Origin of the sequence: Capnocytophaga sp. oral taxon 878, from assembly GCF_002999135.1 — a bacterium.
Lineage (GTDB): Bacteria > Bacteroidota > Bacteroidia > Flavobacteriales > Flavobacteriaceae > Capnocytophaga.
Map to the genome: position 1 here is coordinate 1,372,366 of NZ_CP027229.1, position 23,717 is coordinate 1,396,082.

Here is a 23,717-nt window from a genome sequence, read left to right on the forward strand (position 1 = left end):
GATAGTAAATTAGAAAATTAAGAAATAAAAATATGAGTTTTTTCAAAAACCTATTCAACTTACATCAAGGTGAGGAGAAGAAAGAAAAGGTAATAGAGGATATACTTAACAATATTTCATTCAGAGGGGCCAACCTTTGGATTCTGGCTTGTGCTATCCTTATTGCTTCTATAGGGCTAAATGTTAATTCAACAGCTGTAATTATAGGAGCAATGCTTATTTCGCCCCTAATGGGTCCTATTGTAGGGGCAGGTTTTGCCCTTGCTACTTATGATTTCGACCTGCTGAAGAAAACCGGTAGAAGCCTCTTAATAGCTACCATAGTGAGCTTATTAGTGTCCTTTATTTACTTCTATGTAAGTCCGTTTAAAGATGTACAATCAGAGTTGTTGGCACGTACCTCACCTACTATTTATGATGTGTTTATTGCCTTTGTAGGTGGCTTGGTAGGGGCTATTTCACTTACTCGCCAAGATAGAGGGAACCCTATACCTGGGGTGGCTATCGCTACGGCTTTAATGCCTCCGTTATGTACAGCTGGCTTTGGGCTGGCTACTGCTAATTTTGCTTACTTCTTAGGAGCTTTCTACTTGTATAGTATCAACTGCTTTTTTATTGGTATTGCTACTTTCCTAATCATCAAATACCTAAAATATGCTCCTAAAAACACTGGTAATGAACAACTAAACAAGCGTTTGCGCTATGTAATCAGCTCGTTGGTGGTACTTATTACAACTCCCAGTTTGTATTTGGCGTACTCTTTATTTCAAGAAAAAACTTTTAATGAAAATGTAGCTCATTACATTACTGCCCAGTTTGAAAATAGTGGTTATACCATTATTTATAAGAAAATACGCTATAACAGTTCGCCTAAAAAAATAGAATTGGCATTTTTGGATAAGAAATTCAGTGAGGAAGAGCTTAAAACACTGCAAAGTAACCTTAAAAACTTCAAGATTAATAACACTGAGCTGATTATTCGCCAAAAAGAGACAGATATTAGCGACGAAATACTTACTGAAATTAACAAAAGTAAGGCTACACTCTCCAATAAAGATGTAAAAATTAAGCATCTTACTGATGAGTTAGAGCAATATAAGCCTTCTGACCCTACTTTTGCCAATGAAGTAAAGGTATTGTTCCCTAATATCAAAGAGTTTTATTTTGGAAAACTGAATAATTTTAGTAAAAAGGATTCTATCTACACTACTACTGTAATGATTTATGAACCTATGATAGAAACTGTTAAAGGAAAAGAGGTAGTAAAAGAAGTAGATACCGAGAAGCTACAACAATGGCTTTCTAAAAAATTCAAGGATAAAGAAGTGAAGCTTATTCGCCAATAAAGCTAATAACAAATTAACAAGAAAAAAGGCTGCCCGCTGGGGTAGCCTTTTTTGTTTGCTGTTATTTAGGGTTAGTTCATCTGTAATAAGTTGGCTATTTCGGTAGCGTGAGTACGGCAGTAATACATCACAAAGGCGATATAGGGCACAAAAAGCCCTATACTACACAATAAGCCTTCTGCAAAAGCCTTATAATGGGCTGTACGGTAGAGGATATAGCCTGCCCAAAGGAGGTTCAGCGTCATTGTAATGTGCGAAAGTTGGGCGAAGATGTTGGCTCCGCTCCACGTAAAGGTGAAAAGCCCCATAGTTCCGAAGTAATACATAGGCAGGAAAGCAAGGGGTAGCCAAAAGGTGTTTTTGGTACGCAAAAAAGCAAGAAAGCAGCCTAAATAAACCAAACTACTGGGAGAGCAAGCGTTATAGGCAAGCCATTGTATACAGTTCACTTTAAGGGTAAAAAAGAAGTAGCCACTGCCAGAAAGCGTTAGCAACAATAAGACCATAGCCAAAGCAATGCCTACAGTTTTTTCTGTTTTTGTAAGAGTCATAAGTGTTAGTTTTAGGAATTAATAGGGATATAAATTTCGGTTTTTAACTTATCTTCGGGCGTGCGACGGCTGTCGTTAAGGTATTTTTCAAACATAGGTTCGTCGCGGAGGGTGTATTCACTTTGCAAGAGCCATTGCATAGCAGCATCGCATACCACTGAGAGCATAGTGTAACTGCCTTGGTAGAAAAATACAGCGTATTTGCCACCGGTAAGGGTCTTGCAACTGACTTTATCTTGGGGTACTGCTGGTTTGTGTATAGCGAGACATACATCAGAGCGTTGTAGGGAAGCTTGTGTAACCTTAGGGTCGTCGTACGAGATGCATATTGTTTCGATGCCTTTGGTAAATAGTTTCTGGGCTTTAATTACAGCCCAAAGTTGCCGATAGGCTGCATTATAATCCAACGTGCCATAGGCTCCTGTAAGAGCTACATAAATGAGGTTTTTTGGCTCTAACTGAACTATTTTAGGAGCTTTAAGCACCAAATCGGGATTGATAATTTCTTTTTTCATAATATAGATATCTTTATTTGTACGGTATTGGGTGGGGGTTATGTTATAGTGGTTTTTAAAAGCTTTGGAAAGGGATGCTGGGGTTTCATAGCCTATATTAAAGGCTATTTCTTCAACCGTAAGACTGGAGTAACGGAGAAGCTGAACGGCGGTTTCAATACGCAAACGCGCTATAAAAGCTGCTGGCGACTCTCCCTTAAGTGCCTTAAAGATACGACTGAAATGATAGTGAGATAGATTGGCTATGTTAGCAAGAGTTTTTACTTCGATAGGGTCGTTCAGGTGATTATTAATATACTCTGCTACCTTGTTGATGCGCTGGGTATAATCATTATGGGTGATGTTTTTCATATAGGAGTTATTTTAAATTTCGGTGCAAAGATAAGGCAAGTTTGATAAAAAGGCTTTTCCTAACTTGCTAAGTTTATTACGAGGAGGATAATGTTGGGTAGGAAGTAAAAAGTGTTCTTTCTGCATTTTAAGTAAAAAATATATTTTTTAAGGTGTCAAAGTATTTTCATATATTTGCACTCTGAAAATTAATGTATTATGCAATTATTCAAAGGACAAAGCCTCTTAGAGTTTACTGAACGCTTTAAAACAGACTTAGATTGCGAAGAATATCTAGCTTCTTTAAAGTGGGAAGATGGATATTGCTGTCGCAAATGTGGTCATAAAAAATACCAAGTTCGCAAAGATTTTTCACGTACCTGTAATATCTGTGGAGATACAGAAAGTCCTACTGCTGGAACACTATTCCATAGACTAAAATTTGGGTTACGTAAAGCATTTTTTATATGTTTTGAAATGACAACTACAACTAAAGGGTTATAAGCCTTACAAGTTGCTCGTCGTTATGAAATTAGTCGTCAGACTGTACATTATTTTATGCAAAAAGTCCGTGAAGCTATGAAATCCAGTGAATCGCACAAAAAACGTGTTTAAACTTTTTTGAGGAACTTGGATATAAACCCTAATAAGAGCATTCCAATCCAAGTTACATCAAGATACTCATATCTCATTATCAAACCTTTATATCCGTCAAGCCAACCATTTACTTGTTCAATTTTAAACCTATTTTTGTACAATTCTTCATCAAAATAAACATCTGGTTGCTCTCCATTTCGGGGATTAGGTTTAATATTTGCTATAATTCCTTTGCTTTCTAAAAACTCTCTAAGAGATTTGCTATCAAATCCTGCATCAGCATTGAGAAATAGACCTTTGTGTTCTATTCCTGCTTCTTCTAATAAAGCTAAGATTTCTTTTAGTACTTCTTCTATTTCATATAAGTCATTGTGATTTCCAGCTTTAGGACTCCCCATTGCTATCATTTGCCCTTTATTATCACACAAAAAAATGCTATTTGTAGTTACGGCTTTTTTCTTGCTTGATAGCCTGTAGATTCTTCTTTTTGCCGACAACGTATATGACTACCATCCAATTGAAGACAAGACATATCTAACTTTCTTTTCTTCTTGCTTAAAAGATTCAACCATACTCGCTGAAAGCTACCATCTTTACTCCATTTACTGAAGTAGTAATAGACATTTTGCCAAGAGATTTCTCCTTTTTCAAAATAGCTCTCAATTGGAAGTTCTCTCCATTGCACTCCTGTTTTTAATCTCTTGAGAATCAATAAAATATTGAAGCTAAATCAAAATTACTTTTAAATCCTCTTTTTCCTACACTTAAAAAGGGAATAATCCAATTATTTATTGTATCTTTGCCCAAAGTTCCTGAATTTTGGTGTTCTTTTTTTCTCAAACACAAAATTACTAATTTTCAGGAACTTTTATTTTATTATAGGAAAAAGTTTAAACAGCTTCAATGTAAAAAATGTTGGGATAACTTTCAATAGAGACTCTAAAGGCAATCTAATTTTTCATGCAACTATAGATGAATATACACTATTCTATTGTGCTCAAGTAATTATTTATGCTTTAAAAGGTATTTATTCATTTATTTATTATAGTGAAAATGAAATTGAAGAACAAATTAGGATGTATCATTCTACGGGATTTTAATTTTTATACATTAATAATCATTATTATGCTATTCTTATTCTACATATATACTTTACCTTATATTGCAGAATATGAAGAGATTACAAATTACTCCCAAAAAGCATATCTTATAAATAGTGTAGTAGATAATCTATATTTTTCATCTAACTTTTGGCATTCCCCCCTCGAATATTTAAAAGATATACCTCCCATTTTATTGTTTTTTTTAATCATATTGGCATCATTATTGAATTTTTTAACTACTGTATATACATTATCATTTATTCTGACCATTATTGTAAATACAACACGATGTTTTATAAAAAAATAATTAAATATAAAAAATATAAACAATTCTCAACCCCCATTTTCATGCTATTTTGTTAATTACACTCTATATAACTCCTATATACACCCTATATACATAATTTTCGTATATAGGGTAGTTATAGGATGTTAATAATTTATAATTATTCACAAATATTTGAAAAAAAATATTTTGAGGTATCAAAATAATTTCATATATTTGCACTCTGAAAATTAATGTATTATGGAATTATTTAAGGGACAAAGCCTCTTAGAGTTTACTGAACGCTTTAAAACTGACTTAGATTGCGAAGAATACTTAGCTTCCATAAAATGGAAAAAAGGGTATTGCTGTCGCAAATGTTGACATACAAAATACCAAGTTCGCAAAGATTTTTCACGTACTTGCAATATCTGTTCAGATACAGAAAGTCCTACAGCTGGAACTTTGTTTCACAAGCTAAAATTTGGACTTCTCAAAGCATTTTATATATGTTTTGAGATGTCAACAACTACAAAAAGTCTATCAACATCACAAGTTGCTCGCCGTTATGATATTAGTCGTCAGACTGCACATTAGATGAATTTACCATAGGAGGAAAAGAGGAAGGAAAACAAAGTAGAAGCTATGACACAAAGAAAAAGAAAGTTCTTTGAGCAATGGAACTTACTGACCCAAGGCAAAGTAAAGCGCTTTTACGCACTAAAAATACCTGATTTTTCCTCAAAATCATTACGAACAATATTTGACAAACATATTAGTAAAACAGCACAAGTTACTACTGACCAGTGGAAAGGATATAAACCTATAAAAGACTTTGATATAACTCAAAAACCGAGTAATGACGGAAAGAATTTTCCTACATTACATAAGGTAATACATCAAGTAAAATCTTAGATAAGAGGTATATATTCTTGGGTTTCAGAGTTTAATATAGACCGATATTTAGCTGAATACAGTTTTAGAATCAATCGCTCACAAAGCAAAGAGACTATCTTTAACAAATTAATGAAAAGAATTGTAGAGCGTTCTCCCGTTTCCCAAAGTCAATTAGTATGTAGCTAAATAGACACCTCAATAGATTTTTTTCTGTTTTTTTTGTCATTTTTCAGATGTTATAAGTTTTCTAAAAGAATATTAATCCTTCGGTTAAGCCCCAAGATACCTCTAATAGATTTTTTTCTACTTGGGATATAATAGAATTTTGTTTATCTTTTACTACATATTTAGCTGAGTATGTTAAGTGAAAGTTCAATATTGAATTTAGCTAAATTTGGTTATCTATTATTTAATTCTTACTTTTGCACCTATAATTTTTATTATTTAATCAAATCAATAAATTTTATTTTTCGGTTGTTTTCACCTGTTTTAGGGTCTTTATTGCCCCAATCTTTTATGAGGCAATAAATACCATTGTGTTCTTTGAATATTTCCTTTTGGCAGCCCGAACAAACAGCAATTTCTTCTTTCTCTCCAAATAAATCAGCTTTTATTACTTTTACATTGTGTTGGCAGCTGCAAGGTACAACCCCTTTGAGTCCGTCCATTTGCCATAAATTCCAAGAGATAATGTAGGCAATGTATTTAATAGATTTTTCTAAAGGGCGCTTACCAAATTTAGCTTCGTAATACTCTATGAATGAAACTAATAGTGCTTCCCGAGCTAATAAAAGGTTATCACCTTGCCATTCAAATCCGTAAATATTTTTATAAGCCTCTTGAGCCATTTCAAGCCATTCACCTGAGGAGGTAGTATTTTCAGATATTACCCTTAGCTTTCGGTCTAACATTCCAATGCGTTGTTCAAGAGGAATAAATACTCCCGTAGTGGTGTCGTAACGACTTGCCAAATATGGTGCCTCTCCGCAACTTAACTCTATTCGGGTAGCGCGTACGTAATCTTTCCACGTTTTTCCTTCAGGAAAATTGATAGGAGTTGTTACTGATTTCCAAGTATGTTTATCGGTATCTTCAGCGTTAAAAACATTTTTACGCCCAAACCACGCTTCGTCTACTAAATTATTTTGAGCATTGCACACCCACGAGGGAGTAAACACTTCTGCCATTCCTTTGGTGCGTTCTGTTTGTTCTCCTTTTGATTTGATAACTCTGGGACGTATCACATTGCCATTTTCTCCCGTAATATGATCTACAGTAATGGCATCAAAATAAGTATATCCTTCTCCTTTAGTTGCATAACTATCTGTAGCCCAAAATATATTCTTTTGGGTAGTATGATCTTTTAGTAAAAGCGCAAAAACATCTTCAGACTGTTTAAAAAGTTCATTTTCACTTATATCAATTTTATTTGCCATTAGTAGTTCCTATAATAAAAATTATACCTAATATGGCTACATTTGAACTTTCTCTAAAACCTCGCTTGATTTATATCTTTACCATTGCCGATGAAGCTCATAGCGACTGCGTAAAAATAGGTGAAACTACTTTTAACGGTGATGGGTTGCCCGAGGCTAATAGCAAAGAACTAAACAATGCCGCTCATAACCGCATTAAGCAATATACCCAGACCGCTGGTATTAGTTACCAATTGTTACACACTGAACTCACTCTATTTTCTCGTGAGGGAAAGATAGGTCTCTTTAATGATAAGGAGGTTCACTCTGTATTAGAACGCTCTGGAGTAAAGAAAAAAGCTTTCAAAGGGGCTACTGAATGGTACTGTTGCGACCTTGCTACGGCTATAAAAGCTATTGCTGCCGTAAAACAAGGTAGAAAAAGTCTGAAAACGGAGGATATTAGTACTACTGAATACCCTATTATTTTTCGCCCTGAACAATCTGAAGCTATAGAACGTACTGAAAAGCAGTTTAAAAAAGGGTCGCAGATGCTATGGAATGCTAAGATGCGTTTTGGGAAAACACTCTGTGCGCTGCAAGTAGCTAAAGACTTACAAATGAAGCGCACCCTTATCGTAACCCACCGACCAATAGTAGATGCGGGTTGGTATGAGGATTTTGGAAAAATCTTCTATGATTGCCCTCATTATCAATATGGCTCTAAAGACAAAGGAGAAACATTTGCCTCATTAGAAAAACTCACTCACAAAGGCACCCATTATGTGTATTTTGCTTCTATGCAAGATATGCGGGGCTCTAAAGAAGTAGGGGGTAAATTTGATAAAAATAACGAACTGTTCTCTACTACTTGGGACTTTTTGATAGTAGATGAGGCTCACGAAGGCACTCAAACTGAATTAGGACAATCCGTAATCGCGCACTTAAAAGGTACAGACACTAAAGTATTGCGCCTTTCGGGTACTCCTTTTAATCTGCTTGATGACCACAAGGAAGAGGAAATCTTCACTTGGGATTATGTGATGGAGCAAAAAGCTAAGATAGATTGGGAAATTACGCACTTGGGAGATGCTAATCCTTATGCTGCACTACCTGCTATTCATATTTACACCTACGATTTGGGTAGGCTGATGAGTGACTATAGCGATGATGAAAAAGCGTTTAACTTCCATGAGTTCTTCCGTACCCGAGAAGATGGTACTTTTGTACACGACAAGGATATTGACCGCTTTTTAACTTTACTTTGTGACGACAGTGAGAGTTTTTACCCTTATGCTAATGATACTTTTCGCAAGATTTTCCGTCATACGCTCTGGATACTACCAGGGGTAAAAGCCGCTAAAGCCCTCAGTACTAAGTTGCAGCATCACCCTATATTTGGGACTTTCAAAGTAGTTAATGTAGCGGGCGATGGCGATGAAGAAGAAGAAAGTAGAGATGCTTTGGAATTGGTAAATAAAGCTATAGGCAAAGATTCTGACCAAAGCTATACTATTACTCTTTCGTGTGGGCGCCTCACCACAGGGGTGAGTATCAAGCCTTGGACAGGGGTATTTATGATGGCAGGGGCTTATAGTACCTCAGCTGCGAGTTATATGCAAACAATCTTCCGCGTGCAAACACCTTACACCCATAACGGGCGTATGAAAACCGATTGTTATGCTTTTGATTTTGCTCCTGACCGCACCTTGCGCGTACTTGCCGAAAGTGCTAAAGTATCGGCTAAAGCAGGTAAACAAACTGAAGAAGACCGTAAAATATTAGGCGATTTTTTGAACTTCTGTCCTATAATAGCTATTGAAGGTAGCCAAATGAAGCCTTATGATGTAAAAACAATGCTGGGGCAACTGAAAAGAGCGCAAATAGAAAAAGTAGTGCAATGTGGTTTTGAAGATGGAGCTCTCTACAATGACGAACTGCTTAAACTTACCGAAGTAGAACTCAAAGATTTTAGCGACTTGAAGGCTGCTATAGGGAAGACTAAAGCGATGCCACAATCGGGTGATATTGACATCAATAAACAGGGGCTTACTAACGAACAATATGCTGAGAAAGAACGGCTTGAGAAAAAGAAGAAAAAAGACCTCAGCCCTGAAGAGCAAACGCGCTTAGAAGAACTTAAAGCCCTTGGCAGTCAGCGGCGGGAAGCGATAGCTATTCTACGGGGTATTTCTATTCGTATGCCTTTGTTGCTTTATGGAGCTGAGATAAAAGAAGATGAGGACAAAGAGCTTGCGCTTGACAATTTTGAGCATCTTGTAGACGATACCTCGTGGGAGGAGTTTATGCCACGTGGAGTAAGCAAAGAAGTTTTTAGGCGTTTTAAGCGTTATTACGACTCTGATATTTTTCGTGAGGCAGGCAAGCGTATACGCGAAATGGCACGTATGGCTGACAAGTTTACCATAGAGGAGCGCATTAGTAGGATAGCGGCTATCTTTGCTACTTTTCGCAACCCTGATAAAGAAACAGTACTTACTCCTTGGCGGGTAGTGAATAGGCATCTGTCGGATTGCTTAGGAGGCTATTGTTTTATGGATGAGGATTTTGAGCAGCCCTTAGATGTGCCGCGCTATGTAACCAAACAAGGGGTAACAGAGGAGGTATTTACCCCTAAGAGTGTGATTTTGGAAATCAACTCGAAGAGTGGATTATACCCTTTGTATGCTGCTTATAACATCTATCGCTCTCGTATAGAAGAAGCTAAGAAAAAGTACAGAGAGGAAGTAGGTAGGCAATTAGCCTTGCAATTATGGGATGCAACCCTTGAAGAGAATATATTAGTAGTGTGCAAAACCCCAATGGCACGCAGTATAACTAAACGTACATTGGCAGGCCTTAGAGAGACTACCGTACGTGCAGAATACTATCCTGAACTTATAGAAAACATTAGTAAACAGCCCGAAAGCGTAGTAAATATGCTACACGATGGCAAACGCTTTTGGCATTTTAACGATAAAGAATATATGAAGATAGACGCTATTATAGGAAATCCACCGTATCAGGTAATGGATGGAGGAGCTGGAGCAAGTGCTGTTCCTGTATATAACAAGTTTGTAGAATTAGCAAAGGCATTGAAACCAGAATATATTTCAATGATTATGCCTGCTAAATGGTACAGCGGAGGAAAAGGACTTAATGACTTCCGCAAATCAATGATTACTGATAAAAGAATAGTAACATTACACGATTTTATTGATGGACACGATTGCTTCCCTACAGTAGATATTGCCGGAGGAATTTGCTATTTTCTTTGGAATAAATTATTTAAAGGAACTAGTACAATCACCACACACTATCAAGGCATTGCTGTAAAAAGTGAACGAGAACTTAATTCAGGAGGAGTTTTTATAAGACATATAGAAGAACTGACAATACTTAACAAAGTGAAAAGTACTTCAAAAATGTTTTTAAACATCTATTCTCGTAAGCCTTTTGGATTACCTACAACTGAAAAAGGTATGGAAAAAGGAGATATCAAGATAAGATACAATGGCGGCATAGCTTTTTTTGAAAGAGCTAAAGTAACAACTAACCGAGAATTAATAGATAAATGGAAAGTAATAATTTCAAGACTTACTGCAGAACACGCAGGTGAAACAGATAAAAACGGACAGAAGAAAATCATATCTACTTTGGAAATAATAGCACCCGAAGTGGTATGTTCCGAAACCTATTTGTTATTAAAAGTGTTTGATACAGAACAAGAAGCTGTTAAATTCACTACTTACATTAAAACTAAATTTGTCCGCAGTCTAATTGCTATGCTCACGCCTACCCAACAGCTTTCAAGAAGTAACTTTTCAGCTATCCCTTTGCAAAATTTTACTTCTTCAAGCGATATTAATTGGTCGCAAACCATTGAAGAAATTGATAAGCAACTTTATACTAAATATCACCTTTCAGAAGATGAAATCGCTTTTATTGAACGAATGATAAAGCCAATGGCTTAAAAACTAAAAATAGTATAGAGAGGGAAACTGTACGTTATTTTTGGTAATTCATCAATTATTGCTATTTTTGTACCTAAATATCAGTATCTGAAAATATTATGAAAGATATTATAAATATCACCGACTACAAAGATTGGTTACAAGATCTGAAAGGGAAAATACAACAAAGCCAAATAAAAGCTGCTATTCAAGTAAATAGTGAGTTGTTACGCCTTTATTGGCAAATAGGGAAAGATATTGTAGAAAAACAAGCACAAGCTAAATGGGGAGATGGATTCTTGCAAACTCTTAGTGCTGATTTATGTAAAGAATTTCCTACAATAAAAGGTTTTTCATACAGAAACTTAAAATCAATACGACAATGGTATTTGTTTTATAATCAGTTAGATATAATTGGGAAACAAGTTGTTTCCCAATTAGAAGTTTCTTTATTCAGCATTCCTTGGGGGCATCATATAATGATTATGCAACGTTGTAAGAATACTCAGGAAGCTCTTTTCTATGTACATAAAACGATAGAAAATCATTGGAGTCGTTCAGTATTAGAGCATCAAATAGCACTAAACTTATATGTTCGGCAAGGTAAAGCAATTACGAACTTTCAACATCAATTACCTCCTGCTATGTCTGATTTAGCTCAAGAACTTACAAAAGACCCTTATATTTTTGATTTTCTGTCGATAACAGAAAATTACACCGAGAAAGAGCTCCAACAGTATTTAGAGGATAATATGACAAAGTTTCTGTTAGAGTTGGGTAAAGGATTCTGTTTCTATGGAAAACAAGTGCATATAAACGTAGGTGGAGATGATTTTTATATTGATTTACTTTTCTATAATGCTCATTTACATTGTTATGTAGTCGTAGAACTTAAAACTACAAAATTTAAGCCCGAACATATAGGACAACTGAAATTTTACGTTACAGCAGTGAATAAACAATTGCGTACCGAAGGTGATGCCCCCACTATTGGGCTGTTAATCTGCAAAGACAAAAATAATGTAATAGCTGAATATACTTTAGAAGATATACACAACCCCATAGGAGTTTCGTCATATAAATTATTTGATGAACTTTCAAAAGATTATCAATCATCTTTACCTAGTATTGAAGAAATTGAAAAACGATTGTTAGATTAGAATAAATAGCGTACAGCTCTCCTTGCTGTACGCTATTTTTTACTATTCCATAGGTCTTATCATTTTCTCAATATAGGCTATTTCTTCAGGGGTAAGCCCATATTTTTTATATAGTTTTTCATCTGTCCACTCCTCATCAAAGTTTTGTTGAGGTACAAATTGATAAAACTCTTTGGTTGAGTGTTGGGTATTTTTCTTTAAAGTTAAGCAGAAATGTAGAAATTTAGTCCCTATATATTGCATTACATTCTCACACTGTTTTTTAGTAGCAAAAGGACCTATTACTAAGTAGGTTTCTGTACAGCAAGAATTAGGCTCAGCATAAATAGGATTAACTTTATCAGTCTTGCTGTCGCCACTTCCTACAGCATAAGGAACAATTACTTTATGCTCTTTTATCCAATGTTGATTTTTTAAAACTCCTTCTTTCTTAATATATCCAACTCCTCCATTCACATAGATTTTAATAGCTCCTTCAAACGGTTCACTTTCTCCTTTAAAATAGGTTCTTAATCCAAAAGGTTTTGCTGAACTCATCAATTCACTAAAACTTTTTTCATTAAAAGATTGTATTTTTCTCAGAATAGGAATAGCTTCATTATATCTGATAAAAACATCTGCATTATTTTCTTTAAGAGGACGCTTCAAGGCTGACACACAGATTCCATTTTCATAAGTACGAATAAGACAATCTCCTTTATATTCCTTATCCCAAAGAAAATAATTAACACCTCCTTTGATTTCTATTGAAGGAAATACCTCTGAAGCATTCGGATAATCGTGTATTACTTTTATTCGTTTATCTTTAAGCATTGCTTTGCGAAAATCATCTAACCCTTTGCCACCAGCGAACCACCTACTAGGGGTAATCATACTAATGTATTTAGGATTGAGTTTCATAGCTTGTTGAATAAACAACTGATAAATAGGCTTTGCACTAGCTTGTGCCCCTCCGTCCATTACCTGATAGGGTGGATTTCCTATAATAGCGTCTATAACAAGTTTTTCTTATATTGTAACCACTATAATATAAAATTCAAACAATATGGTTACAACCTTTGAAACTGCTCTCAAAGAGAGCCAAATGGCAGAAAATACCATCACTGCCTATCTATATGCTGTAAACGATTTCTACGGTAAGTACAAATCCCTCAGCAAGAAAAACCTTTTGCTCTACAAAACATACCTTATCGAGCATTTTAAACCTAAAACGGTGAACTTGCGCATTCAAGCACTGAATAAGTTTTTGGAACATATCGGTAAGCCTAAACTTCGACTTAAATCAGTAAAGGTGCAGCAACGCACCTATTTAGAAAATGTGATCAGTCAGGCAGATTACCTCTTTTTAAAAGAACAACTCCGAAAAGAAGAAAACCCAATGTGGTATTTTGTAGTGCGCTTTTTGGCAGCTACAGGAGCAAGGGTAAGCGAGCTTATCCAAATAAAAGTAGAACACGTAAAAGTTGGCTATTTCGATCTATACACTAAAGGAGGCAAAGTGCGCCGCCTATTCATCCCGCTACAGTTACGTGAGGAGACTATAAAATGGCTTACAAAAAAGCAAAAAACTTCAGGCTATCTTTTTGTCAATCGATTAGGAGAACGTATCACTACACGTGGCATTGCACAAAAACTCAAACTTTTTGCTGAAAGATATGGTCTCAATCCTAAAGTCGTCTACCCACATTCATTCAGACATAGATATGCTAAAAACTTCTTGGAAGCTTTTAACGACATCTCTCTCCTTGCCGACCTTATGGGGCACGAAAGTATTGAGACTACCCGTATTTATCTAAGGCGAACAGCTTCAGAACAGCAAGCTATTGTAGATAGGATTATCACTTGGTAATATTTTTTGTACTTCCTATCTTTTTACATATTAACAGTCATTATGTTAACTAAGTTTTTACTCTAAGAGTAAAAGTCTAAAATTGTAGGAAGAAAGATATATTATTAAGATTCTTCTATTAGAAGAAAATCTATTTTAGTATATTTTTTAAATTTACCGGACATTAATAATATTAAGACACCTGAAAAAGACCTAAAATGTATACTAGAATAGGCTCAAAAATTATTTCGTATTAGTTATTCTTATTTTAGTAAGGGGATGAGATATTAAAAAGTACTACTTATCCTTGTAGTTTCAGGAATTAAGCAGTATTTTTTATGCTTTTTTGATTTTTACTAGACACTATATTAAGTTCTCATCGTTTTAATACTTATTCTTTGGTTAAGCAGCAAAATATGTCCAATAGTTTTTTTCTGTTATGAAGATATAATAGAATTCTATTTATCCTTTGTTAAATAGTTAGTTGTGATAGGTTTATCACATTTACCAAAATAGGTATAGCTAAAAATTAAATTTTGGCAGGGTTATAAAAATAAAAGAGGCTACCCAGTTGCAACTGGGTAGCCTCTTTATTAATAAGTTGAAAGACTATTTTTTAAGGTATAACCAACCTGTTTTGGTTTGCTTATTATTAGTTTCGTCATAGTATTCAATGACATAATAATAAGTACCTTGAGGAAGTTTATCAGAGGCTTCTATGGTAACACGTCCATCAGAAATACCTTTAAACACTTTGGTTACATTATTATAACCTTCTACTTTGAAAACTTCAACACCCCAACGGTTGTAAATACGTACAATATTGTTAGGATAGCTTTCAATTCCTGCTATATGGAAATGATTGTTAGCTGGACTTCCACTAAGCGATATACCATTGTAGATAATCATTTCCTTAACTACTTGTACTGTTACAGTGGTTGTTGCACAACCGCTAGTATTACAAATTTCATACTCAAAGGTATCTGTACCTACAAATCCTGTATTAGGTCGATATTCTACTGTATTATCAGCATTAACAACTACATTACCATTAGCTGGAGGGGTTACCACATTAGGAGTAGTAGCTCCATTAAGTGTATCATTTGCTAAGACAACAATAGTTATCGGTGTATTCATTGCTGTTGTAGCACTATCGGTTACTGCTATTGGCAATGTTGGAGTAAAGGTTCCTGAGACTGTTACTACCAAGGTTTGAGTTCCTGTACAATTAGTTGGATTCAATATCTCACAGTAACTATAAGTAATAGTATAGTTCCCTGCTGGGGTATTAGCTGGAATTGTTATCTTACCTGTATCCTTATCTAACGTAGGTACTGTTGTTCCTGTTGGGTTAGTAACTGTCAATGTTACATTTCCGCCTACTCCTACCGTTGGGGTTACAGTGCTGCCTATCTTATCATTATTTAAGATACTCGGCGTGGTTTGAGTTGATGTACTTGGAGCGGCTGTAATTGGGTCTGGCGTTACCGTAATCGTTGGTATTCCTACCTTAATCACTGCGGTAGCTGTTCTACAGTTACTACTTGGATTAAGTGACTCACACTCTTTATAAGTGATACTATAAGTACCTGCTGGGGTACCTGCTGGAATGGTTACCTTACCATCGTTAGGATTCAATTCTGGCACTTTTGCTCCTGTCCTTACTGGAGTAGCTGGTACTACATTGGTAATAGTTACTGTGCCTCCTACTCCCGCTGTCGGTACATTACCATTCAAACGATCATTAGTCAATACACTAGTTGTAGTTTGTGTTGTCAATCCATCTGGTATATTGAAGGTATCATTATCTACTGTAAGAGTTACTGCTCCTACTGTTACTACCAACGTTTGAGTTCCTGTACAGTTAGTTGGGTTCAATACCTCACAGTAACTGTAAGTAATAGTATAGCTTCCTGCTGGGGTATTAGCTGGAATAGTTACTTTTCCTGTATTAGGAGCAAGGGTCGGTTTATTACCTGGTCCACTTGGGTTAGTAACTGTCAATGTTACATTACCTCCTACTCCTACCGTTGGGGTTACCGTACTGCCTATCTTATCATTATTTAAGATACTTGGCGTGGTTTGAGTTGATGTACTTGGAGCGGCTGTAATTGGGTCTGGTGTTACCGTAATCGTTGGTACTCCTACCTTAATCACTGCGGTAGCTGTTCTACAGTTACTACTTGGATTAAGTGACTCACACTCTTTATAAGTGATAGTATAAGTACCTGCTGGAGTATTAGCTGGGATAGTTACCTTACCATCGTTAGGATTCAATTCTGGTACTTTTGCTCCTGTCCTTACTGGAGTAGCTGGTACTACATTGGTAATGGTTACTGTGCCTCCTACTCCCGCTGTCGGTACATTACCATTCAAACGATCATTAGTCAATACACTAGTTGTGGTTTGTGTTGTCAATCCATCTGGTATATTGAAGGTATCATTATCTACTGTAAGAGTTACTGCTCCTACTGTTACTACCAAGGTTTGAGTTCCTGTACAATTAGTTGGATTCAATACCTCACAGTAACTGTAAGTAATAGTATAACTGCCTGCTGGGGTATTAGCTGGAATTGTTACCTTACCTGTATCCTTATCTAACGTAGGTACTGTTGTTCCTGTTGGGTTAGTAACTGTCAATGTTACATTTCCGCCTACTCCTACCGTTGGGGTTACCGTGCTGCCTATCTTATCATTATTTAAGATACTTGGCGTGGTTTGAGTTGATGTACTTGGAGCGGCTGTAATTGGGTCTGGTGTTACCGTAATCGTTGGTACTCCTACCTTAATCACTGCGGTAGCTGTTCTACAGTTACTACTTGGATTAAGTGACTCACACTCTTTATAAGTAATCGTATAAGTACCTGCTGGGGTACCTGCTGGAATGGTTACCTTACCATCGTTAGGATTCAATTCTGGTACTTTTGCTCCTGTCCTTACTGGAGTAGCTGGTACTACATTGGTAATAGTTACTGTGCCTCCTACTCCTGCTGTCGGTACATTACCATTCAAACGGTCATTAGTCAATACACTAGTTGTAGTTTGTGTTGTCAAACCATCTGGTATATTAAAGATATCATTATCTACTGTAAGAGTTACTGCTCCTACTGTTACTACCAACGTTTGAGTTCCTGTACAGTTGGTTGGGTTCAATACTTCACAGTAACTGTAAGTAATAGTATAACTGCCTGCTGGGGTATTAGCTGGAATAGTTACTTTTCCTGTATTTGGATCAAGGGTCGGTTTATTACCTGGTCCACTTGGGTTAGTAACTGTCAATGTTACATTTCCGCCTACTCCTACCGTTGGGGTTACAGTGCTGCCTATCTTATCATTATTTAAGATACTCGGCGTGGTTTGAGTTGATGTACTTGGAGCGGCTGTAATTGGGTCTGGCGTTACCGTAATCGTTGGTATTCCTACCTTAATCACTGCGGTAGCTGTTCTACAGTTACTACTTGGATTAAGTGACTCACACTCTTTATAAGTGATACTATAAGTACCTGCTGGGGTACCTGCTGGAATGGTTACCTTACCATCGTTAGGATTCAATTCTGGCACTTTTGCTCCTGTCCTTACTGGAGTAGCTGGTACTACATTGGTAATAGTTACTGTGCCTCCTACTCCCGCTGTCGGTACATTACCATTCAAACGATCATTAGTCAATACACTAGTTGTAGTTTGTGTTGTCAATCCATCTGGTATATTGAAGGTATCATTATCTACTGTAAGAGTTACTGCTCCTACTGTTACTACCAACGTTTGAGTTCCTGTACAGTTAGTTGGGTTCAATACCTCACAGTAACTGTAAGTAATAGTATAGCTTCCTGCTGGGGTATTAGCTGGAATAGTTACTTTTCCTGTATTAGGAGCAAGGGTCGGTTTATTACCTGGTCCACTTGGGTTAGTAACTGTCAATGTTACATTACCTCCTACTCCTACCGTTGGGGTTACCGTACTGCCTATCTTATCATTATTTAAGATACTTGGCGTGGTTTGAGTTGATGTACTTGGAGCGGCTGTAATTGGGTCTGGTGTTACCGTAATCGTTGGTACTCCTACCTTAATCACTGCGGTAGCTGTTCTACAGTTACTACTTGGATTAAGTGACTCACACTCTTTATAAGTGATAGTATAAGTACCTGCTGGAGTATTAGCTGGGATAGTTACCTTACCATCGTTAGGATTCAATTCTGGTACTTTTGCTCCTGTCCTTACTGGAGTAGCTGGTACTACATTGGTAATGGTTACTGTGCCTCCTACTCCCGCTGTCGGTACATTACCATTCAAACGATCATTAGTCAATACACTAGTTGTGGTTTGTGTTGTCAATCCATCTGGTATATTGAAGGTATCATTATCTACTGTAAGAGTTACTGCTCCTACTGTTACTACCAAGGTTTGAGTTCCTGTACAATTAGTTGGATTCAATACCTCACAGTAACTGTAAGTAATAGTATAACTGCCTGCTGGGGTATTAGCTGGAATTGTTACCTTACCTGTATCCTTATCTAACGTAGGTACTGTTGTTCCTGTTGGGTTAGTAACTGTCAATGTTACATTTCCGCCTACTCCTACCGTTGGGGTTACCGTGCTGCCTATCTTATCATTATTTAAGATACTTGGCGTGGTTTGAGTTGATGTACTTGGAGCGGCTGTAATTGGGTCTGGTGTTACCGTAATCGTTGGTACTCCTACCTTAATCACTGCAGTAGCTGTTCTACAATTACTACTTGGATTAAGTGACTCACACTCTTTATAAGTGATAGTATAAGTACCTGCTGGGGTACCTGCTGGAATGGTTACCTTACCATCGTTAGGATTCAATTCTGGTACTTTTGCTCCTGTCCTTACTGGAGTAGCTGGTACTACATTGGTAATAGTTACTGTGCCTCCTACTCCTGCTGTCGGTACATTACCATTCAAACGATCATTAGCCAATACACTAGTTGTGGTTTGTGTTGTCAATCCATCTGGTATATTAAAGATATCATTATCTACTGTAAGAGTTACTGCTCCTACTGTTACTACCAACGTTTGAGTTCCTGTACAGTTAGTTGGGTTCAATACTTCACAGTAACTGTAAGTAATAGTATAGCTTCCTGCTGGGGTATTAGCTGGAATAGTTACTTTTCCTGTATTTGGATCAAGGGTCGGTTTATTACCTGGTCCACTTGGGTTAGTAACTGTCAATGTTACATTTCCGCCTACTCCTACCGTTGGGGTTACAGTGCTGCCTATCTTATCATTATTTAAGATACTCGGCGTGGTTTGAGTTGATGTACTTGGAGCGGCTGTAATTGGGTCTGGTGTTACCGTAATCGTTGGTACTCCTACCTTAATCACTGCAGTAGCTGTTCTACAATTACTACTTGGATTAAGTGACTCACACTCTTTATAAGTGATAGTATAAGTACCTGCTGGGGTACCTGCTGGAATGGTTACCTTACCATCGTTAGGATTCAATTCTGGTACTTTTGCTCCTGTCCTTACTGGAGTAGCTGGTACTACATTGGTAATAGTTACTGTGCCTCCTACTCCTGCTGTCGGTACATTACCATTCAAACGGTCATTAGTCAATACACTAGTTGTAGTTTGTGTTGTCAAACCATCTGGTATATTAAAGATATCATTATCTACTGTAAGAGTTACTGCTCCTACTGTTACTACCAACGTTTGAGTTCCTGTACAGTTGGTTGGGTTCAATACTTCACAGTAACTGTAAGTAATAGTATAACTGCCTGCTGGGGTATTCGCTGGAATAGTTACTTTTCCTGTATTAGGAGCAAGGGTCGGTTTATTACCTGGTCCACTTGGGTTAGTAACTGTCAATGTTACATTTCCGCCTACTCCTACCGTTGGGGTTACCGTGCTGCCTATCTTATCATTATTTAAGATACTCGGCGTGGTTTGAGTTGATGTACTTGGAGCGGCTGTAATTGGGTCTGGTGTTACCGTAATCGTTGGTACTCCTACCTTAATCACTGCGGTAGCTGTTCTACAGTTACTACTTGGATTAAGTGACTCACACTCTTTATAAGTAATCGTATAAGTACCTGCTGGGGTACCTGCTGGAATGGTTACCTTACCATCGTTAGGATTCAATTCTGGTACTTTTGCTCCTGTCCTTACTGGAGTAGCTGGTGTAATATTGGTAATACTCACAGTTCCACTAGGTCCTGCGGTTGGTACATTACCGTTCAAACGGTCATTATTCAACACACTTCCTGTGGTAGTTGCCGTAAGTCCATTACCTACTGTGAATGTATCACTTACTACAGTAAGAGAAGTAACACCTAACTTAATAGTTGATGTTTTAGTAAGTACATTGCCAAAGGTATCTTTTGCTACGAAGGTAACGGTAATAACTCCACCAGATACATTGCAAAGATTAGCAGGTACTATATAATCATTTGTTATAGTTGCTATTGCTCCACAAGCATCGGTAGCAGTAGCTGTATTAAGCCAGTTATTGATAGCTGTAGTAGCAGTAGCCGAGTTGCATACTATATTCAGAGCAGCTGGAGCATTGAAAGTAGGAACTGTAGTGTCATTTACTGTTAAGGTTACTGTTACAAGTCCACTAGTACAACCTGTAGAGCTAAGAGCTCGTACATAAGCTGTTTTAGTAGTACGAGTAGCTACATTAGTATTAATACTAGGTGCTGTAGTACTTGAAACAGTAGCAGTAGAGGTAGCATACCAAAGCAAGGTAGTACCAGTAGGTGCAGTTACATAGTCAGCAAACAACACATTATTGTTAGTTGCTGTTGGACAAAGAGTTCGATTGCCTGTAAGAGTAGGTAAAGCCACAGAAGGCAATTTAGTAAGTGTCGCTTCTTGTGAAGTAGCAGTTACAACGATACCTGCTGCAAACTGATAACTATACTCTACTCTGTATTTATAGTTAGTTGTTCCAGCAATTGTTAAAGTTGTTGTTCCTCCACTTGGAATAGTCCCTGCAAAAGAAGGTATATCCGTCCAAGTTGTTCCATTGCTACTTTGTTGCCATTTATAATTAATATTACCTGTAGCATCTTTTAATTGAGCTTTAGAAGTAAAAATAGCAGTTGCATTATCACAAATAGTTTGGTTTTGTGGTTGTGTTGTAATGCTAATAGTCTCAGCAGGATTAATAGAACTAGGACAAAGTTCTACTAATACTCCTGAAGAAACTGTACCTATATCTTTTACTCTCAACTCAGTAAAAGGAGTAGCAGAAGTCACCCTTATTGCTACGTCATTAATATTATCAGCAGAACCAATCCTAGGATTAGATTTTACTATATTTCCTGTCAAAGAAGCAGGCATTCCTCCTTTACTTTGTATACAATCATATACTTTAGTAAAAGTAGGCGTTCCATTATTAGTAGTAATACTTACTTCATCATATTGACCTGCAGGGCTACCCATCACCATTAACCACACTTCTGCACTATTAACAGGCTTACTAAAAGTATATATTACCTCTTTACTAAAGGTTACGTTAGTAGAATGTATAATAGTATAATTATGATAAGTAGAACCACTACAATAAGTTAATGGGTCTGTATTTCCATATACCAAATTAGATTTTGAAGGCTCTGAATAAGTACGAGTTACTACAACATTACCCATTACCGCTGTTGCTCCATTGGGAGAAGCTGTAGAAAACTGGGGAGCAGGCTTAGCAACACAAGCTGCTGTAGTAGCTTCTGCTCTTCCTTTTTTATCAGTATAAGTTTTTTGACAAGTACCTTTTTTGACTTTACTTACAGAGAGTTCTAAAGTTTGGTTTACAGTTCTAGATGGTACATTATATTTGCCTGCAACATCAAGCGTTTGGGTTTGCTCTGCTTCATTCCCAACCTTAAAAGTTACTTGTGCACCTGGTGTTCCTTCTATCACAAAACTTACAGCTGTATTATCTCCTTGCTTAAACACCAAAGGAGTAGCTGTTACTTGAGTAACTTCAACATCATTTATAGTTAGAGTAGCTTCATTAGAATAGCGTACAATTTCTGAAGAAAACTCAGTTAAATTCTTATATATATATTTAATTCGTATATTAGCTTGATTATAAGCTAGATTTGCTAATTCTGCCTCATTAAAAGAAACTGTACTCCCACTAATTTTATTATCTTCTATTGCAATAGTCTGCCAAGTACCTCCAGTTTTCTTAGCTTGCAATTCATATTTAAAAGTACCTCCACTAAAATTTGCAGTAGCTTTAGCTGTATAAGAGGGAGTTGTACCTGCACATACATTATTAGCTGCAGGTTGCATATCTATTGTAAAAACATCATTTTCAGCAGCTTTAGTAACAGAAGTAGGACAAAGAGCTACTAAGTATCCGTTGCCTGTACTCCCCATATCAGTAAGTGTAATTTTACTAAAAGGTTTAGTAGAAGTCACTTTTATTCCTACATCAGTAGTAAGTTTTCTATTATTGATACTCCCTACTATATTACCATTAATAGTAGACGCTATAGGATTACAGTCATAACTTTTAGTAAGAGTTATATTACCTCCCCCATTTACCTCAAATTTAGCTTTATCAAAAGTATTTATCTGCATATTATCACCAAAAGCAAGTAAGAAAATCTCAGCACTTTTAATAGGAGTGCTAAACTCATAAACTATTTTCTTACTATCTTTTAGCAAAGGATCTTTACTTGGATAAGTAATATTTGATCCACAATGAGCCCCAGAAAAAGAAGTTGTTTTATTAATACCTATATCTGCTCTTCGAGTAATAGTCATTCCTGCTAAAGAAACTGTTTGAGTAGGAAAGCTACTAAATGGATCTCCTATAGAGGGCGGAGAACAAGTGCTACCAGCAATAGGTGTAGCAATAGAAGCCAAACAAATTTCCACAAAAAAACCATATCCTCCTGTTTGTCCAGAAGGCTCCAAAAACTCTAAAGTAAGCTCTGTAAAAGGAGATGAAGAAGAAATCCCTACTTTAGCATCTGTAGTTTTTTCATTCTCAGATGACACTTCATTACCAGAAATCGTAACTGCTCCTGTTTCACAAGTAGAACGTAAAGCTAAGTTTATATCTCCATTATTTACAGTAATCTTTACAACATCTTTATGAGGTGTATGTTGCTTCCAAGTTTCTCGTGTACCATTGAACCCAAAAGCAGCAAAGAAAATCTCTACATCATTAACTGGCTTACTAAACTTATAGGTAATCTTATTTACCTTGTTAGAATCCATAAAAGGATATTTCTTACCTCCAAAAGTTGTTTTACGATTTTTACCACAATAGGTCTCCATTGGAGTCGAATCCTCATCAGAATACATAATCTTATCTCCATGATGCCCTCGTACTTCTAATATACGAGTTACCCTAACGCCTCTAACGTCAGCATACTCCTCTACCCTATTATTATCTCCACTAATCCTTGTATAGATCACAGGTTCAGGCATTGTAGCACAGGTTTGAGCTTCTACATACCCAAATGAGAGCAAAAAAAGTACAATCATTAAGTTAATAACAGCTATTTTTTTCATTTTTGTTCTTAATTTTCTTATCATCAATCTATTTTTAATAATCCGTGGCATACTCCACACTCTATTATTTTAGGGTACAAAAGTAGTAACTTTTTATTTATCCACCAAAAACAGTGTAAAAGATTAACAGAAAATTAACGCCGTTTAACCATACATACCGCTGATAATCAACACACTCGATTACATTACACAACGCAACCTTCCAAGTGTAACCAAGTAACACAATTAACCCTTACACTTCTACAAGTATAAAAATACA

11 protein-coding genes and 2 pseudogenes are annotated in these 23,717 nt (G+C 36.5%); 6 read left to right on the forward strand and 7 right to left on the reverse strand.

Annotated elements, in window-relative coordinates; translation table 11 throughout:
* Window positions 1-32 precede the first annotated feature (32 nt).
* Window positions 33-1,346, forward strand: coding sequence for a DUF389 domain-containing protein (locus C4H12_RS06415; protein ID WP_106098177.1), 1,314 nt, complete (start codon window positions 33-35; stop codon window positions 1,344-1,346).
* Between the two features lie 71 nt (window positions 1,347-1,417).
* Here C4H12_RS06415 and C4H12_RS06420 read toward each other — a convergent pair whose 3' ends face one another.
* Both C4H12_RS06420 and C4H12_RS06425 read right to left on the reverse strand, forming a co-directional pair.
* Window positions 1,418-1,897, reverse strand: coding sequence for a hypothetical protein (locus C4H12_RS06420; protein ID WP_106098178.1), 480 nt, complete (start codon window positions 1,895-1,897; stop codon window positions 1,418-1,420).
* 11 nt (window positions 1,898-1,908) lie between these two features.
* Entirely contained in the window at window positions 1,909-2,763 is an 855-nt protein-coding gene (locus C4H12_RS06425) for a GyrI-like domain-containing protein (protein WP_106098179.1), read from the reverse strand.
* A 198-nt stretch (window positions 2,764-2,961) separates the two neighbouring features.
* Here C4H12_RS06425 and C4H12_RS06430 point away from each other — a divergent pair.
* A pseudogene (locus C4H12_RS06430) lies at window positions 2,962-3,339 on the forward strand (IS1595 family transposase); the annotation flags it as partial.
* A gap of 14 nt (window positions 3,340-3,353) precedes the next feature.
* On the opposite strand, the gene C4H12_RS13870 reads toward C4H12_RS06430, so the two are convergent.
* Both C4H12_RS13870 and C4H12_RS13875 read right to left on the reverse strand, forming a co-directional pair.
* The gene (locus C4H12_RS13870; protein WP_254424837.1) at window positions 3,354-3,746 is read right to left on the reverse strand and encodes a transposase; all 393 of its coding nucleotides are present in this window, start codon (window positions 3,744-3,746) and stop codon (window positions 3,354-3,356) included.
* Window positions 3,747-3,784: 38 nt separating this feature from the next.
* Complete coding sequence (locus C4H12_RS13875) at window positions 3,785-4,024, reverse strand: hypothetical protein (protein ID WP_254424838.1); 240 nt, start codon at window positions 4,022-4,024, stop codon at window positions 3,785-3,787.
* A 944-nt stretch (window positions 4,025-4,968) separates the two neighbouring features.
* On the opposite strand from C4H12_RS13875, the pseudogene C4H12_RS06445 reads away from it, so the two are divergent.
* Window positions 4,969-5,790 (forward strand): annotated as a pseudogene (locus C4H12_RS06445) (IS1595 family transposase).
* A gap of 254 nt (window positions 5,791-6,044) precedes the next feature.
* Here C4H12_RS06445 and C4H12_RS06450 read toward each other — a convergent pair.
* A complete protein-coding gene (locus C4H12_RS06450) occupies window positions 6,045-7,040 on the reverse strand; it encodes a restriction endonuclease subunit M (RefSeq protein WP_106098180.1) in 996 nt (331 codons plus the stop codon).
* A gap of 32 nt (window positions 7,041-7,072) precedes the next feature.
* On the opposite strand from C4H12_RS06450, the gene C4H12_RS06455 reads away from it, so the two are divergent.
* Together C4H12_RS06455 and C4H12_RS06460 are read left to right on the forward strand one after the other, a co-directional pair.
* Window positions 7,073-10,993 carry an Eco57I restriction-modification methylase domain-containing protein gene (locus C4H12_RS06455; protein WP_106098181.1) on the forward strand — a complete coding sequence of 1,307 codons (3,921 nt, stop codon included), beginning with the start codon at window positions 7,073-7,075 and terminating at the stop codon, window positions 10,991-10,993.
* Between the two features lie 98 nt (window positions 10,994-11,091).
* Window positions 11,092-12,132 carry a YhcG family protein gene (locus C4H12_RS06460; protein ID WP_106098182.1) on the forward strand — a complete coding sequence of 347 codons (1,041 nt, stop codon included), beginning with the start codon at window positions 11,092-11,094 and terminating at the stop codon, window positions 12,130-12,132.
* A 42-nt stretch (window positions 12,133-12,174) separates the two neighbouring features.
* Here C4H12_RS06460 and C4H12_RS06465 read toward each other — a convergent pair whose 3' ends face one another.
* Window positions 12,175-13,092: an Eco57I restriction-modification methylase domain-containing protein gene (locus C4H12_RS06465; protein ID WP_106098183.1), complete on the reverse strand. Its 918-nt coding sequence runs from the start codon at window positions 13,090-13,092 to the stop codon at window positions 12,175-12,177.
* An 85-nt stretch (window positions 13,093-13,177) separates the two neighbouring features.
* On the opposite strand from C4H12_RS06465, the gene C4H12_RS06470 reads away from it, so the two are divergent.
* Window positions 13,178-13,981: a tyrosine-type recombinase/integrase gene (locus C4H12_RS06470; RefSeq protein WP_106098184.1), complete on the forward strand. Its 804-nt coding sequence runs from the start codon at window positions 13,178-13,180 to the stop codon at window positions 13,979-13,981.
* 588 nt (window positions 13,982-14,569) lie between these two features.
* Here C4H12_RS06470 and C4H12_RS06475 read toward each other — a convergent pair.
* On the reverse strand, window positions 14,570-23,458 hold the full coding sequence (locus C4H12_RS06475; protein ID WP_106098185.1) for a gliding motility-associated C-terminal domain-containing protein: 8,889 nt from the start codon (window positions 23,456-23,458) through the stop codon (window positions 14,570-14,572).
* Between the last annotated feature and the right edge of the window lie 259 nt (window positions 23,459-23,717).

Bases quoted from the DNA above. Each gene is read 5' to 3' on its own strand.
- C4H12_RS06465 (WP_106098183.1), bottom strand. From the start codon at position 13,092: ATGGACGGAGGGGCACAAGCTAGTGCAAAGCCTATTTATCAGTTGTTT.
- C4H12_RS06460 (WP_106098182.1), top strand. From the start codon at position 11,092: ATGAAAGATATTATAAATATCACCGACTACAAAGATTGGTTACAAGAT.
- C4H12_RS06470 (WP_106098184.1), top strand. From the start codon at position 13,178: ATGGTTACAACCTTTGAAACTGCTCTCAAAGAGAGCCAAATGGCAGAA.
- C4H12_RS06455 (WP_106098181.1), top strand. From the start codon at position 7,073: ATGGCTACATTTGAACTTTCTCTAAAACCTCGCTTGATTTATATCTTT.
- C4H12_RS06415 (WP_106098177.1), top strand. From the start codon at position 33: ATGAGTTTTTTCAAAAACCTATTCAACTTACATCAAGGTGAGGAGAAG.
- C4H12_RS13870 (WP_254424837.1), bottom strand. From the start codon at position 3,746: ATGATAGCAATGGGGAGTCCTAAAGCTGGAAATCACAATGACTTATAT.
- C4H12_RS06420 (WP_106098178.1), bottom strand. From the start codon at position 1,897: ATGACTCTTACAAAAACAGAAAAAACTGTAGGCATTGCTTTGGCTATG.
- C4H12_RS06475 (WP_106098185.1), bottom strand. From the start codon at position 23,458: ATGAAAAAAATAGCTGTTATTAACTTAATGATTGTACTTTTTTTGCTC.
- C4H12_RS06425 (WP_106098179.1), bottom strand. From the start codon at position 2,763: ATGAAAAACATCACCCATAATGATTATACCCAGCGCATCAACAAGGTA.
- C4H12_RS06450 (WP_106098180.1), bottom strand. From the start codon at position 7,040: ATGGCAAATAAAATTGATATAAGTGAAAATGAACTTTTTAAACAGTCT.